11 protein-coding genes are annotated in these 15,886 nt (G+C 54.1%); 5 read left to right on the top strand and 6 right to left on the bottom strand.

The genetic code is table 11. The annotated features are described in order from the left end of the window. Positions 1 to 225: 225 nt before the first annotated feature. On the bottom strand, positions 226 to 1,656 hold the full coding sequence (locus RISK_RS22730; RefSeq protein WP_047816564.1) for an oligosaccharide repeat unit polymerase: 1,431 nt from the start codon (positions 1,654 to 1,656) through the stop codon (positions 226 to 228). After that, positions 1,649 to 2,494, bottom strand: a complete 846-nt coding sequence (locus RISK_RS28440; RefSeq protein ID WP_053061275.1) for a sulfotransferase family protein — start codon at positions 2,492 to 2,494, stop codon at positions 1,649 to 1,651. Before RISK_RS28440 ends, RISK_RS22730 begins: the two co-directional genes overlap by 8 nt. Before the next feature lie 156 nt (positions 2,495 to 2,650). Between RISK_RS28440 and RISK_RS22720 the strand changes: the two genes are divergently transcribed. Next, entirely contained in the window at positions 2,651 to 3,910 is a 1,260-nt protein-coding gene (locus RISK_RS22720; protein ID WP_083435127.1) for a polysaccharide pyruvyl transferase family protein, read from the top strand. Between the two features lie 157 nt (positions 3,911 to 4,067). On the opposite strand, the gene RISK_RS22715 is transcribed toward RISK_RS22720, so the two are convergent. Together RISK_RS22715 and RISK_RS22705 are read right to left on the bottom strand one after the other, a co-directional pair. Then, positions 4,068 to 4,748: a glycosyltransferase gene (locus RISK_RS22715; RefSeq protein ID WP_160311489.1), complete on the bottom strand. Its 681-nt coding sequence runs from the start codon at positions 4,746 to 4,748 to the stop codon at positions 4,068 to 4,070. Positions 4,749 to 5,639: 891 nt separating this feature from the next. Further along, a complete protein-coding gene (locus tag RISK_RS22705; RefSeq protein ID WP_047816560.1) occupies positions 5,640 to 7,052 on the bottom strand; it encodes a membrane protein in 1,413 nt (470 codons plus the stop codon). Between the two features lie 434 nt (positions 7,053 to 7,486). Between RISK_RS22705 and RISK_RS22700 the strand changes: the two genes are divergently transcribed. Together RISK_RS22700 and RISK_RS22695 are read left to right on the top strand one after the other, a co-directional pair. Continuing rightward, positions 7,487 to 8,368, top strand: coding sequence for a hypothetical protein (locus RISK_RS22700; RefSeq protein ID WP_236696591.1), 882 nt, complete (start codon positions 7,487 to 7,489; stop codon positions 8,366 to 8,368). Between the two features lie 64 nt (positions 8,369 to 8,432). Further along, positions 8,433 to 9,761, top strand: a complete 1,329-nt coding sequence (locus tag RISK_RS22695; protein ID WP_047816558.1) for a polysaccharide biosynthesis/export family protein — start codon at positions 8,433 to 8,435, stop codon at positions 9,759 to 9,761. Between the two features lie 261 nt (positions 9,762 to 10,022). Here the strand turns inward: RISK_RS22695 and RISK_RS22690 are convergent, their stop codons facing one another. Both RISK_RS22690 and RISK_RS22685 read right to left on the bottom strand, forming a co-directional pair. Further along, a complete protein-coding gene (locus tag RISK_RS22690) occupies positions 10,023 to 12,383 on the bottom strand; it encodes a polysaccharide biosynthesis tyrosine autokinase (RefSeq protein WP_047816557.1) in 2,361 nt (786 codons plus the stop codon). Between the two features lie 220 nt (positions 12,384 to 12,603). Next, entirely contained in the window at positions 12,604 to 13,902 is a 1,299-nt protein-coding gene (locus RISK_RS22685) for a phenylacetate--CoA ligase (protein WP_047816733.1), read from the bottom strand. Between the two features lie 264 nt (positions 13,903 to 14,166). Here RISK_RS22685 and RISK_RS22680 point away from each other — a divergent pair, with 264 nt between their 5' ends. Together RISK_RS22680 and RISK_RS22675 are read left to right on the top strand one after the other, a co-directional pair. Beyond that, complete coding sequence (locus RISK_RS22680) at positions 14,167 to 15,111, top strand: shikimate dehydrogenase (protein WP_236696590.1); 945 nt, start codon at positions 14,167 to 14,169, stop codon at positions 15,109 to 15,111. A gap of 8 nt (positions 15,112 to 15,119) precedes the next feature. Further along, entirely contained in the window at positions 15,120 to 15,884 is a 765-nt protein-coding gene (locus RISK_RS22675) for a hypothetical protein (RefSeq protein WP_047816555.1), read from the top strand. The last annotated feature ends 2 nt before the right edge of the window (positions 15,885 to 15,886 follow it).

Below are 15,886 nucleotides of genomic sequence, written 5' to 3'. Positions count from 1 at the left end.
ACGATCGGACCGTGATGTGGCTTCAAACCACTGGATCGATAGAACCGAGGGTCTGACAAAACAAGACGGACCCATTGGCTTGCAGTCTTCCACACGCAGCAGTGCAGCAAACAATCGACCGTGGGCTGCTGCGATGGAATGAGCGAGTACAACCCGCGACGAAGGGCATATTCTGGACTAGTCGAAATAAAAGGTCGCAGCTTTCTTAAGTGATACAGCACAAATTCACCGACTTCGACTTAGGAACAATGGAAAAGTAACGATCCAAAGAGAGGCTCCTTCCGTCAACAGTCGCACTACCATTTCCGAGAAACCACTATTGACAAACTGACAAAGTGGCGGCATCAGCACGACATACATAGCGACAGCAAGCGGGTTGGTTGAAAATTCGCTCTGGAATGAATTCCACAACATCCGAGCCAAAAAACCGAACCCTACCGCGGCAAAAACCAACCCAATCGGCCCAAAATTAATATACCCTTCTCCGAGAAAGCCTGGAGGCCTGCCGGACTGTTCTCTGGCGTCGCTCGCAACCAACTTCGCTTTGATTTCACGCCCCAACCCAACGTTTGGCTTCTCTGGCCAATAGCTTCGTGGTATCGGCGTGGTAACCCAAGTCAGGTAGGAAAAGCCCCACTTGTATTCCATTTGTTCGGGCACTCTCCCGGTGATGATCGATGTGCCCACAACGGACAGTCCGTTTCCAGATGACGCTAAAGACATGATTGGATTTGAATCACCACGTTCGATCCGATTGTTTCTCAATGAACGGTAGTAACTCATGACACCAAACAAAAAGAGCATCACGAGCGCACACGGCATAATTACACGAGGATTCAGGCCTCTCACAATTACCACGACGACCGCCACTTCCAACACAATGAACACGACGCCACTGCGTGAATTACTCAGAAACGGCATAGCGATCGCCGAGCCAAAGAGCAGCACCAACACACTAATGTCAACCAGACTCGGTCTTCGACGGGTATGCAGCAAAGATGCAACGTGCAGCAAAAGCAAGGGCACGGGAAGGCCGGCAAGTGCGCGGTAGTAGCCCCCGCCTCCATACACGGTACCTGATTCACCCTGAACTTCCTGCCACCGTTTCTGGGAAAGCTGGTCGACTGAAATCCCACCAGTCATCTGAACAAACTTCACAGTTGCTAACAAACTGGCCGTGGCCAAACACAATGCTAGAATGAACATGGATGCAGGGCGATAACTTCCCTTCCCATACCCCACCAACCTAACAACAGGAGCCCGCATTCGGGTGGCAAGATAAGCGATCACGAAAGCAACCACTCCTAAAAGAACCCAAATCGCCCCCCGAATGAAAAACGAGAGGACTTCACCAGACAGCAAAAATTCCCGCCGTGCTCCTTCGCCGAAACTAAGAAAAACAGAAGCCCCCGTCGTCCCAACGATCATGTACAACAAGATCAAATGGACCGGTTCTGCCCAGTGCATCTGTTTGTGGATGACGCCAAGCAGACCGCAGAAGACACACGGCGCAAAAACACCAATTGCGACCAGATGAAACCGGTTGTCCATCAACAGCCAACCACACACAGCCAAGCCAACCGCAAGCGGCAGCGTTACTACCGCAACGAACTTGTAGATGTTATTGGGAGCTAGCAGCTCCCTTGCGTCAATCACGAATCAACCCTAGATGCTTTAACCCGAGCTCATTGAACTTCTGTTGGTCGTCTGATATTACGCTTCGAATTCGGTCCAAGGTGCCCTCGCGTGGCTCCGGTACCTGGACCCGCGAAGGCCGAAATAGCTTTTGTGACAAACTTCGGCGGAGATGCCAAGGAAAGAACATCTTGATCCGTCGCTGATACACATCGCTGTCTCGAAAACGCTTGAGCAACGGATTGCGAATCATTGGCTTTCCTGAACTGGCGTTGAATGCAGCCCCCTTTGAGTCTGGCCAAGTATACCGCGGCACCACCAGAAAGTCTGTAATCTGATCGAGAGTTTCAACGCGATTGGCAACATAGTGCTCAAACTGAACAACGAGAATTGAATTCCTACCAAACTGCTCTACCCATGGTGAGATTTGATGAAAATAGCGAGAAAACCACACAAAGCGACTATCGATCGACAACTCCTGATCAATATCGGCACCGGCCTTTTCCTGCTGAAATTCGTGATGGTATTGAGAGAGGATCCGTCGAATAGGATCACGCACGATGTAAATCAATTTGACGTCGGGACCGAGGCATCGAACGGCCCGCTCGGCCGCCCCCTCGTAACGGGGCCGTTTCGTGTACGAGGTTGACGCTTCTCCACAGATTTGATCGGCCTTGGCACTACTAAACAATCGGGCATAATTCGCGAGTCCTGCCTCGGAGAGCACATCGTCGCTAGCCAAGTCGTCCGGTTCCTTGGATTCCGGAAGAAAAACACTTGGATGTTCATAGAGATCGCGATACAGGGTTGTCGTACCCGCCTTCATCGCTCCGATGATCAAAAAGTCTGGAAGTTTCATGCGTCGATAAATTACAATTTAACCTTAAAGCACCTATGAGAGGCACCGTTTCGGACTAACTTCACAAGCTGCCACAATACTCATCGAAGAAATTTCGAGCGGCAAGCTATTCTCAATCGAAAGACAAGATACCGTCTCGCCGGCACTAGCAAAACCATGAAAATCGCCCTGATCAATATATTCGGATCTTACAATCGTGGTGATGCACTGCTGCTGGAGTCACTCCACCATTCGGTGCGCTCCGTGTTTGGGGACAAAGCCGAAGTATCCGGAATTGCCCACTTCCCAGAACTTGAACAAGTTCACTTTCCAGACGTGCAATGGAACACCCCACCCGGGCGAAGCTATGCAGAAAACCGCTGGTTAAGACGGGCTGAAAACGCGATCAACACAGCTGGAATCTCCCTATACAGCCACATACCGTCCTCCACTTGGCCGTTACCGCTTCCACCAATGCAGCAACGCACTGGCGTTGACGCGATTCGGCGCAGTGACCTAGTGATTAGCAGCGCCGGTGGATTCCTGCTCGACGTGAATGTGTCCATTTACGGAAATCTTTTACAACTGCATTTGGCCAAGCGCTTTGGAAAACCAGTCATTTTGGCCCCGCAAACAATCGGGCCGATCAAATCAAAATACCTGAAACGACTGACCAGGCATGTCCTGAGCCGCTGCGACTTAATCTGCGCGAGAGAGCAACCGACGTACGACTTCCTCACTCAATCACTACAACTGAACCCACATCAAGTGTTTCGGACTACGGATCTAGCATTTGAGCACGATCAGATAGATGCCACAGCAGGACACCAAGCACTTCGTGAACTAGGGATTTCCGCAGGTGATCGCTTGATTGGCGCAAGTGTCGTTGACTGGCCCTTTAAAGAAGAAGCCAATCGCCAGGAGCACCGTCGGCAATACGAACAGAAGATGACTCATGTACTGGAAACACTTTCCAAAGCCCACGATTGCACGGTGCTATTAGTGAACCAAGTCTCGAGCGACCTGCCGTTAGCGAAACGGATCGCCCAAAACGCATCGCAGGAGGGTGCGAGTGTGGTTGCCGACGATGCAAATCGCTCCACTGGAGCAATGCGTGGAATGATCAACCAATGTGACGCTTTTTTAGGCACTCGATTCCACAGCTGTATTTTTGCGATGCTGCAGAACGTTCCAACAACCGCGATCGCATACACTCACAAAACAACTGGGATCATGAGCGACCTCGGTCTTTCACACCGCTCTCATAAGATCGGCTCATTTAACACGCAACAAATAATTGACATCGTCACTGCCGACATTTCGAATCGAGATCGAGCAAGCGACCAGATGAAAAAGGCACGTGAAGGATTGAATTTTCCCAAGTTCGAAAGCATCCTTCGTGACTTTGCTACTCAGCACAACTTGACTCCCAGTTAAGACAGGACAAAATCAAGAGACCAGATGCTTGGGTGTTCGCTCCAGACTCTCATGAGAATGGGCCTCAAGTTAGTACAGGCACTAGATGGCGAACTGCTCGTCGGCTGCGAAGTTCAAACTCCGCCCGACCGGACGCAGCAACCAGAACCACACTCGGCTACTCCACGACGATTCGCTGTAGCGTTTTGTCAAGTGACTCAGAACTCGGCTCAAAAGCATCCACCCAACATTGGGGAGCTTTTGCGGGCCATTGAGCAATCTGTGCGGCTGCCCAAAACACGAATTCATCGACCGACGGAGCGACACCTTCGGTGGGCAACTGATCAGGAATACAGCCCATCGGGGTCGCCAAAACTGGAATTCCACGATCAAGTGCTTCATATACCACAAGAGGCTCTGCTTCGTTCTTGTAACGGGTTGGAAAGACAAGCATATCGATCGAATCGAAAAAGTCTTTTTTTGCCTCACCATAAACCGGACCAAGATAGCTGCGGCGATCAGGTAGTTCACCAACGAACCAGTCAATCGCAGCTTGAGTATTTAGATTTCCCGCTGGACCTGCAATGGTGGCGTTGATCGGCACCGTGGAACATAGTTCCATAAATGCTGCGATCCCTTTCTCTTGCGTTATGTTGCTGAGGAAACCAATGCGACGTATCGATGCGGGCCAGGGTTTCAACGCTTGACCTGTCTCGTCCACAAAGAAGAGGCGATTCGACAATATCACGGTATCAATACCAGGACCGTAATGCTCGCAAATCCCATCCACCATCTTTCGCCCTAATACGATGTGGCGTGAACGGCGACCCGCGATCCAAAAAAAGACAGAAGCAGACAACCTGCGCTGTCGACAGTAAGCAAAGACATGATGATGCGCGAGCAAACGAACCCCACCCAGTCGAGCGACCAACGCGGACACGACCGACCCCCACATCCCAATTCCCGAATCAGGAACCAGGTATAGCCAATCTGGACGCTTCCCCACGACAACCTTCACCACCGTCCATGTTATCACGAAGTGCTTGTAGAGACTCCAAAATCGAACAGCGATCGCTGACTGTTTCTGAATGGGTTTCACAACTAGATGACAGACACCTTTCAGAGCCTGGGCCATTAGCTCGCTGACCGTTGTCTGTCCAGTTTTAGGCGGAGGCAGCACGGTCACCATAGTAACTGCCGGCTTAGAAACATGCATAAATCACACGCTGAACGAAGAAAACGCTAACTGGACACTTAGCTGCAGAATGAAAGACATCTAGGTCATAGTTGGCTTGCGATTCCGTCAGTTGAGACGTGGAGCTCATCGACAGTCACCACATACAGTGAAATCCATTTGACCACAAGAAGGAACAACGGCGAAGCGGGGCCATATGCGACCAAGTTTACTTCGACCGGCTTGAAAGGCATCATCAGTTCGCAGAAAACGCGCAATTGCAATCCGGTTGGATACGTTCAACAGCGTTTCGCCGCGAAAAGCGGCCTGTACAGCATGGATCTTCTTGCGACGAGAGTGAGTGTCAAGAGCAAAACCGCCCCCCCCATTCGTCGGTTCACCACGTCCGCAGGGTTCACCACGCAAGACAAACCCTAATGGCAGCCGGTCCATATTTCCCCGTCGCCTTCAACGATAGAAATAAATTCCCCTCCAATCCAGAGCCATTGGGAAATTCCGTAGTTTGATCTATACCGTCTAAGATCACGAATGAGCCAATATTGAACGACCAATCTATCACGTTACAACTGCTATCCGCTTCATTTGCGATGACAGACCAGCAATCGATCCAAACGCAGAAAGCGTCCAGAAGGCATAGTCATAAGACCAAAACACAGTGACCACTTCAAAGACCAATGCAACAAAGAGCGTTGTAGAAATGACAAAGTAACGTTGGTCAAGCGGGAAGAAGTAGGTGCTGGCTCGACGGGAGAGTTGGAATGCGGTCGATGCAGCTGCGATGAACAAGCCTGTGAACAAGGCCAATCCAACCCAGCCAAAACGCAACCCATTGTTCAAGAATGCATTGTCAACAACCCCTAGTCGCTGGCGTACTGTTGGATCAGTTGGCAATCCGGGTAGGTTTTCGGGTGGGAATCCGGTGCTGTCGACGGTTCCATAACCCAACGGGCCTCCCTCGACAACGATCGGCACATAGACCTGCAAATTGACCAACCGGTTGCGGGTTCCGGTGTAGACAATGGCCTCCTCCTGCTCATCAACGACGAGCACCGCTGCCTTCTTTCGGTCATTGGAATCCGTTTCGAGCAGGCGGACAAATCCGTCCCAATCACTGGCAATCCATCCCGCTGAACCGAGGAAGATTGCAAGCAATGTCCACGCGGCTGGGCGATAAAGCCAGGCAATCGCGAAGCAAGCCGCCAGGACCAGCGTAACGATTGGACCGCGTGAGATTGAGGAAGCCACTCCCAACACAAGCACGATCAGAAGGCCGGGACCGAGCCATCGATTCCACTTCCTCAGCTTTGGAAACCAATCCATTCCCCTCTGAGTCATCAACACTGCAAAGGGGACGAGCGTGAGCAGCACGTTGCTCAGGAAGATTGCGTGGCGAGTGGGTCCACAAGCGCGATAAGCGATCCCGTAACGCAATTGGCCACCAAAACGCACCAGATCATCTCGTGGTGTGAAGACCGTTTCCCAGAGATTGATGCCGGTCCAGGATTCCGCCAGGCAAAGCACTGATATGATCGCACCCACGACGGCGAAGATCGGGGCAAGCCTTGGCAGTGATTCTCGATGCAGGAAGGCGTAGCGTCCCGCTGCGTAGGGCAGCATCCATTGTCCGTAGGCTTGCGCCGCAACGGCGAGTGGTTGCTCTCCGTAGTAGGTATCCACGACGACATGCCAGATTGTGATGGCTCCGATCAAGTAATCGAGCGGCCCCAACAAACGAAAGATCTCGTGCCACGAGTGCGTGCAATAGACCACGAGAAGCACGATCGCAGTCGCCATGGTGACGTTGATCCGAGTGTCCAGCACGACGATTTCGAACCACGTCCCGGCGAGTAGCGAGGCAGCCATCCCAGCCCCTAATGCGGAGTGCTTGCCGTGCTTCCAACCGAACCATCCTGCGAACCCCAGCGACACGGCCAGCATGATCCAGAACGAGATTTCAGCGGTGAGCATGTGCAGGGGAAAGTCGAAGGAAGGGGGGAGATAAGCCAAGTCGATGAGCGGAACGTTCCGTTGAGTTTAGTCAACCGCACAACCACGTGTCGTAGTGGAACCCGGAAGGCTCTGCGACGCACATCCGACAAAAAATCGCTTGCGCGGTTCACTCAGATGCCGGAGCGGCACGGAAGCAGCTTGATCCGGCCTACGAGAGAAAGACGGGACGACGATTCAAACTGGCTTCAGGACTGAACCTCAAACGACTCTGCCAAGCAGGCAGACTTTGCGGACTGTCGGGCTCAATCCGATTTTAAAGCTCGCACGATGGGGGGATTGGTATTCGACCGTCTTTTCTCGACTTCTCCGCTCGCAATTCGCTTGACTTTCCGAAAACACCGGTAGCGATCCCCATCTACGGGCCTCGAACGAGCCACGGTGCAAGTATGAAAATGAAACGAAAACTTTTAGCGACCATGCTGCTGCTGGTCCCGTTCGGCGGTTGTGCATCGCTGGACGACTGCTGCTACGAACACACTCAATCGGCTCGGGCGATGGTCCAGTACGTCAAGTGTGGAAACCCCGATTCGTCCTGCTACCCGCACGACTACAAACTGGGCTGGATCGACGGCTTCTACGAAGTCTCCACGGGCGGAAGCACTTGCCCACCGGCCGTCGCCCCGGCTCGCTACTGGAAGCCTGGCCAGATCCTCAAGGATTGTGACAACAAACGTCACGCCTACTACAGCGGATGGCAGGACGGTGCGGCTCGCGCTGAGCAGTTCCCCGATACACACACCATTCGTATTTTCGAAACTTGCGAATGCCCGTTCCCGCGTTGCGAAGAACCCTGTGCCGATGGCACCAGTGTGCCTTGTGGCATGCCAACGATGGGGATGCCGGTTTCAGACGAGATGATTGAAATGGCCCCGGTTCCCATGCCGACTGCCGAAACGACGGACATCGAGAAATCCTTCAGCGATTTGCAAGCAGCCGCTGCAAAGAAGAATGCGGCAACCAACTTGGAAGTCGGCGTGCTTCCAAACATCGCCGAAGATGGCAACAAACCGTCTTCGACCGAAGTCTCGGCCGGTTCCGTGACTCGCCCATCAGCTCCTGCGAGCGAGCCAGAACTCGTTGCGAGAAAGAACGTTCGATCGATCGAGGCCAAACCTGCTTCGGCTCGAACAACGATCGTCCGCATGGCGGAGCCGATTGCCCAAAGTTTGAAGGCAACCACGGAATTGAACGACGCCAGCGGCAACGCCATCGCCTTGCCCGCCGGCTTCTTTGAAATGATCGAAACCGAACCGGTTGTCAAACTCGCCGAATAGTCGAGTTCCCGTTTTTGCAACACTCATCACACATACATTCCTTGCATTGCGAAGGGACTCAGCAATGACTCGCTCAAAAGAATCGATTCTGAAAAGCGTGGCACAGACCGCATGCGGATTGCTTGCACTGGCTGCGATCAGCACCACTGGCTGTCACCAACACTTGGTTTCATCAGCCGCTCACGCGGTTCCTGCCCACCGGCTCGACCCAGAACTGTTTGCTTGCTCACGTGAAGATCTGGGCCCATTGCCTTATGCAACGCTTGGACAACCGAAACCAGCAGCCCACCGGATTGCAGCTGGCGACACACTCAGCGTTTATGTCTTCGGGGTGTTCCCACCCAACGAAGATGAGACGCCCGTTCAACAACGGACCCAGGCTGTCAACCAGCGTTACTACCCACCACGCGGCAGTGTCGTTGCACCAACCACTGGCCTTCCCATTCAGGTTGACGCCGACGGCAGCATCACGCTTCCGATCATCGGCCGGCTGGATGTCAATCGCCTGACGATGAACGAAGCAATCGAGCGAGTCACCAATCGTTTGATTGAAGAAGAAGTCGTCCAAGAAGGCAAGGAACGGGTCACGGTGGATCTGCTGATCCCACGTGTGAAACGCGTCGTGGTGCTTCGCGAAGACACGCCAAGCACTGCGGTCGCCTTGGTTTCGCCTCAAGCGGTTGATGAAATCCATCGTGGCTCCGGCGAAGTGATTGACTTGCCGATCTATGAAAACGACGTGTTGCACGCCCTGGCCTCGACGGGCGGATTGCCCGGCACAGACGCGGCTCGTGAACTGTACGTGATCCGTGCCAGTGCAGGACTCAACAACAGCTTCATCAGCGGTGGACAGCTGCAGAGCATCGTCTCCGGTGGCGAAGGTGGGCAGTGCAATGCGGGTGTCATTCGCATCCCGCTCGCTGGATGCCCTTGCGACAGCCTTCCGTTCACGCAAGAAGATGTGATCTTGGAAGAGGGTGACGTGGTCTTCATCCCACGTCGCAACGAATACTTCATTTCCGGTGGACTGCTTCCTGGTGGTCGTGTGCCATTGCCACGTGACCAAGACGTCGATGTGATCGAAGCGATTGCTCTGGCCAGCGGATCGGCGGGTGGTCCTCTTGGACGCGATGGAAGTGTCCTGGCAGGCGGAACCCCTGGCTACCTTCGTGAACCCAGCCGAGTTTTGATTCTTCGCACTCTGCCCGACGGTCGTCAAATGACAATTCGTTGCGACCTCGATCGTGCGATGAAAGACTCAAAAGAACGCATTCGAATCCTTCCCGATGACGTGGTGATGTTGCAACAAAAACCAGGCGGAGCCTTCTTCAACGGGTTCCTGAACTACTTCAGTGGCGATTCGATCTTGGTTTCCCTCACACGCGGCGACTGATCTTCGGTTGACCAGCCATAGCCAAAAGGCCGCGAACAAGATTCATGTTCGCGGCCTTTTTTCATTGATTCACATCCATTGCTCGATGTTGGATTCGAAGCAGGTAGGCAGGAACGATTGGGTTGAATTCGGTGCGTCGTTTGGCGCGCTGCCCCCCGGTTGTGCGTGGAAACCGTGGCTAACGCCAAACGGCTCACATACCCGATGACAACTGCGTACCTACTTGGCATCCACCCACGGATGCAATTGGGGACAATCGTTCTACTTTGATTTTGGCTGGCCGTTGGCAGAAATGGTGGCTGCTTTCGGTGCAGCCTGACGGGTTGCTGACGATGTCGGTCGGGTGTAGTCACTCTTGTAGTAACCGTAGTAGCCACCATCGGAGTCGAACTTCTTCCCGGCACCAAAGGCGTTGAGCATGCAACCGAGCATCTCCCCACCAGAACTGTCGATCCGGCGGAGCGTGTTGACCACTTCATCGCGGCGAACATTGGCGACTTTGACCACCAGAATGCCACCGTCCAAACGGGGCATCACCACCACTGGATCCGAGACAGCCAAGACAGGCGGCAAGTCAACCAGAACGAGGTCGTAGTCTTCTTTGACGACTGCCAGAACTTCGTCGAGTCGTTGCGACTGCAACAATTCCGCTGGTGTGTGACTGGACGACCCGGAGGTCATCACAAACACGTTGTCAGCTTCGGTTGCTTTGATCGCCTCAGAGATCTCAAGACGGTCTTCGAGGACATCGCACAGACCATCTTCTTTGCCAAGACTGAAGTAGCGATGAGCACTGGGACGGCGAAGGTCGGCATCGATGACCAACACCTTCAATCCAACCTGAGAAAACGAGACCGCAAAATTAGAAACCACGGTCGACTTCCCATCACCCTGCATGGGGCTGGTGAAACCAATCGTGCGTACGCTTCCGCTTCGAATATCGGGCAGCAAAACAGTGCGTCCCAACCGGAAAGCTTCGGCGTCAGGCGAAAGCTCGGTGGCAATCAGGCCCTTGATGCCTTGGTTGATCGAGTTCAGCTTGCCAACTCGACCGAGACTCGGCAATCCAATGGCATCATCCAGTTCAGCAGCCGATCGGAATCGTCCATCACGAACGTCATTGGCAACCGCCAGGAACAATCCCGAAAACAGTCCCAACATCAATCCACCCAAGCCGCACAAGGGCAGCTTTGGCCAAGACTTTTCACCCGTTCGCGGAACAGCCAGGAACTCATACAGATACCCTGTCAATCCACTGGCGGTATCCAACGCTCGCAGTTGTTGAACAACGCCTTCAAACAACGCCTCTTGTCGGCCGATCTTCTTTTGCAAGATCATGTCCGTGAGTTCGTACTCGATCAGTTCTTTCGCTTTTGTCTCTGCGTCAGCAGCCAGATACGTCAGTTCCTTGCGACGTTCGGAAAGTGCCGCCAGGTCATGCTGAAGAAAACCGACATAGGCTTTCAACAACCCCTCCGGCGTGAGAGCACTGTCGCCAAACATCTCCGCGGGACTGGTGAGATCCTTTTGGTCTTGCAAGAACTCTTTGACCAACGTGATCTCACTTTCGAGTTCCTGCACCTTGGGATGGCCGGGACCAAACACCGAAGTCAAGCGTTGCTTCTCACTGTTGAGTTTCAAAAGGTGAGTGATCTGCGTCCGAGCTTCTTCCGCCTTGGCTGGCATTGCGGCTTTGAATTCAGCGGTGTTGGCTGAGTTCATTTGCAGGCCAGCAAAGACACCGAGACGCTCCAAACTGTCGCTGTCGATCAATGCCAACTTGTCGAGTTGATCGATCGGGTCGGTCGACTCATCCATTTCCTTCAAGGTCTGGTCGACACGCGTCAAACGTGTTTTGACCGTTGATTCTTGGATGTCGAGGTCGAGCAGCTCGTCTTGCAATCGGCGGTAGCGATCTTGATAGATATTGCTGCTGCCTTCTCCCTGAAAGAACAGCGGCGCTTCTTGGCGAGCTTTCAAGTGCTCTTGTTCAGCAGCGATCAAATCGGTTTCGACCTCCGTCTTGGCCTTGTTCACCATCTCGTTGGCGCGGCCCATCACCTGTTCGACCTGATCGATGATGAATTGCTCATAGCGTTTCATCACAGCGGTCAAGATCAACTTGGCGTCATCCGGATCCGTGTGAGTGAATGTGATGTTCAGACTGCGAGCGGTTTTTGCTGAACCATCGCCACCCTTGACGATGGAAAGCTGATCGATGACGTAGTCAATCGCATCCGTCTTCTCATTCAAATGTGTTTCAATCGATGGCAAATCCAACAGCTCATTCTGCTCCAATGCCTCGCCGACAATCATGCGGCTTTGGATGAGCTCCATGTGGTTGGCGAGAATATCCTCGTCCACCATGTCAGTGCCGGTGCTGTTGCCACCCAAACCAGCGCTCTTCTGGTTGATCAAAACCTTGGCGTTGGACTCGTACCAGACCTGCGCGTTCAGAGCATACGCCACACCGGCAGCCAGTCCCGCGATCGACAGAAAGGCAATCAACCAGCGTTGCCGACTCAAAATCTGCAGGACATCCAGCGTTTCTTCCCCGTCAGATGACGCACTGGAGGGGCCGCGGGCGGGAAGTCGGTTGGTCGGTTTGGCAGACTCAGCCATAGATACTTTCTCGAGATCGATCGATTGTGGACCGCAGGGCATGAAGGAATCCCCCTACCGTGACAAACCGATGTTCACTTGCGCCTCCGATATCGTCAAGCGAAAAAGCTGTTTTGCCCTCTTTTCCGGTGCGATGCGTGGTCATTATGACCTCATTCGCTCTCGGGTAGTCGCGCAATCCGGACGATCCGCTCAAATGGCTGGGTGTGGCTACCGTCGTTCATCGACGGTCCACAAAGCGTTTCGATTTCCCCTCGGAGCGTGGTAACGATCCAGCCGGAACCAATGTGATCTCGACTCGCAAAGCCAGACGCTCGCGGAACGCATCTCTCAATTCCCTCATCTGCCCCAAACTGCCAGGCTGAGACTCATTTGAGTCCGGAGATTCAATTTCAATGGAAAGTTGGTCCAAATGATCCTGCCGGGTCGCGATCATTCGAAATTCGGCTTCGGGCACCACCTGGCGAACAATCGCTTCGATGCTGGCGGGAAAAACGTTGACGCCACGAATGACCAACATGTCATCGGCTCGTCCGATCACGCCACCATCCAACTTGACAAACTGACAAGGCAAACCGTGCTCCCAGACTGGACGCACTATGTCACCGGTTCGATAACGTATCGCTGGTCCGCCATGGCGTCCCAAATTGGTCATCACCAATTCGGATGCCTCGCCTGATTCTGCTACGCGCCCCGGTTGACCATCTTCGTCGAGCACAAAGAACTCAGCGATGAACTCGGACTCGATGACATGCAGGCCGCGGTCTTCAGCGCTTGGAAATCCCCAGGCTCCGAGCTCGCTCGCTCCCGCATGATCGATCACTCGGGCTCCCCAGGGTTCCTCAATCGCACGCCGAATCTCCGGGACGCTTCCGCCGGGTTCCCCCGCGACAATCAAGCGTGAAACGCTGCTGCCTTTCAGATCGATTCCGTGTTCGTTCGCAACCGAAACCAAATGCAACGCGTAGGTGGGCGTGCAACACACGACGGTGCACTCGCGATCCAGCATCATCTGCAAACGGGCCGAAGAAGACAAACCGCCGCCGGGAACCACCAAGCACCCTCGTTCGACCAGCGCATCGTTGGCAGACCAAAAGCCAATGAAGGGGCCAAACGAAAACGCCATCATGACGGTGTCGGCTGGACGGACGTCGCCGGCATCCAAAACGTACTGCCAACATTCCAGCCACCAACGCCAATCCTCGGGAGTGTCGTAAATGGGCATCGGCCAACCGCGAGAACCGCTGGTCTGGTGGGCTCGTGAATACGCCTGTCGCGGCTGCGTGAAAAGTTTGGACGGTTCTTCCCGAGAGTTGCCGAGCAAATCTGACTTGGTCAGAAACGGCAACGACTGGAACGTTTCCCAATCACTCAAATCAGGAGCAATCTGAAGAGCCTCGCGATAAAGCGGGTGCTCAGATTCTTTCAGGCGTTGCCAAACGACTTGCAGCCGATCCCATTGATGCCGTCGGAGGCTGGCACGGTCCAGCGAACAGAATTCAGATCGAGAAGGTTGCATGAAGATGTTCGTCGGGTCACGGCAGCGTTCCGGCTGCAAACGGGGGGAGAAAACAACACATTTAAAACCGCAGCCAAGTGCCCAGCATAGCAAGGTCGTGCATCAAGATAGATGACGGTAGACTGGACGCTGAGAGAAGCGACCGGGATCGCATCCTCGACCAAACGCGAGACGGGCAACACCGGTTGATGACGTTTTGACTCCAATCTCCGCTGCCTCGCGTCGCACCCCTCCAAAATCATTCAACGCCTTCCCTGTCACGGCATGCCTCCATCCATGGACGAAAAGATCGAGCCCGTGCTTGCGGTGATCGGGCATCCGGTGGCAGGCAATCCGACGCAGTTCGCACTCGAAAGTGCGTTTGAGCAAGCCAACGTGGATTGCCGCGTCCTGTCGTTTGACTTGAGCCCACAGCAACTGCCCGTCGCTGTGAACGGCATGCACGCAATGAGTTTCCGAGGCGTCTGGATCGACTCCAGTTGTCGCGGCCAGATGTCGGAGGACTCCAACACCGCAAGCAATCTGGGCATCACAGGGATGGCCCCATTGTTGCCTGCCGAAGCACTGCGAAGCACGCCCGAATCCAAACCGGGACAGGCTCCCCCATCGCATTGGCAAGCGATCTCGGTCCGAGAACAAACCTGGACGCAATTGATTCGAGACCAGCTGGAGTTCGGTGGTTTTTCGGTTCAGCAAGTGCTCGTGATCAGTTCCGACACCGCCTCTCGCAAACAGCTCGCGCAAAGACTGGTGACAGAGAATCAACTCGCCGCGAAGGCGTCGATGCAAACCGGGTCATCCGAAAAAGCAATCGCTGCCAAAGACACGGATCCGGATTGTCCGCCAGCCAATGATTCGCCCGCAGAGACCACACTCGATCGCGTCGTGATGGTCAGCTCTCCCGAGGAAATCACGACGACCTCGCTGGCAAATGTTTGGTTGGCCGTGGATGGCCCCGCATCGGAAATCATCGATGCATTCCGCAGCTCGACGACGCCGCCAGGCACAGTGTTGGTCGATCTCAACGAAAACTGGGACGCCAACGACATCAGCGAATGGGAACGCTGCAAAATGGACGCGGGCAGCAACTGCATCACTCGCTGGGACATCCACGCCGCCTGCTTGGCGAAGGTGGTCCCCCTTTGGCTGGGCACCGAAGTTCGCGTCGATGTGCTTCGCGAAGCCATGGAAGAGTACCTTTCCGTTTGAAGGTTCCGATGGAAAAACAATCGTCCTCTCGCTTGACCCTGCAAGACACGCAAATCGTGGAAACGATCGCAAAATTGCAACGTCGGATCAGCGAACGATTCCCCGACTCGGGACTGCAGCATTTGTGCGGCGAATTGCTCGAGGTTGGTCGCAGTGCCTCGCAGCGATCTCAAGAAATCGGTCGCCCGATTCGACGCATTCGCTTCGCCAGTTACCTGTTGCTCGCCGGATTGATCGGATCCTTGGTCGTTCTGATCTTCTCCATCGCACAACCGGCGACGACGGAGTTGTCCAGCGATGACATGAAGCTTCCCAACCTGATCGCGATGGCGGATTCGTCCAGCCAAGTGATGCTGCTACTCAGTGCCGGCATCTACTTTCTGATCTCGCTGGAAACACGATTGAAACGCCGCCGTGCTTTGACTGCCATTCACGAATTGAGATCGATGTGTCACATCATCGACATGCATCAACTCACCAAAGACCCCGAGCGAGTGCTATCCAATTTCCGCGGCACGGACAACTCACCGCGACAAAAGATGACGCCTCTGGAGCTGAACCGGTACCTCGACTACTGCAGCGAGATGCTGTCGCTGACAGGGAAGATCGCGGCGCTCTACGTCAAGAACTTTGACGACACCGCTTCCGTCGCAGCGGTCAGTGAAGTCGAACAACTCTCGTCCGGTTTGTCGCGAAAAATCTGGCAGAAGATCATGATCCTCAACCAGTCGATTGGAATCGCGACTCCGACACGCAACCCCAACCCACAGTGACC

It is taken from the genome of Rhodopirellula islandica, from assembly GCF_001027925.1.
Lineage (GTDB): Bacteria > Planctomycetota > Planctomycetia > Pirellulales > Pirellulaceae > Rhodopirellula > Rhodopirellula islandica.
Note: the sequence above shows the minus strand (reverse complement) of the source record. Positions and strands in the feature narration are given on the sequence as shown.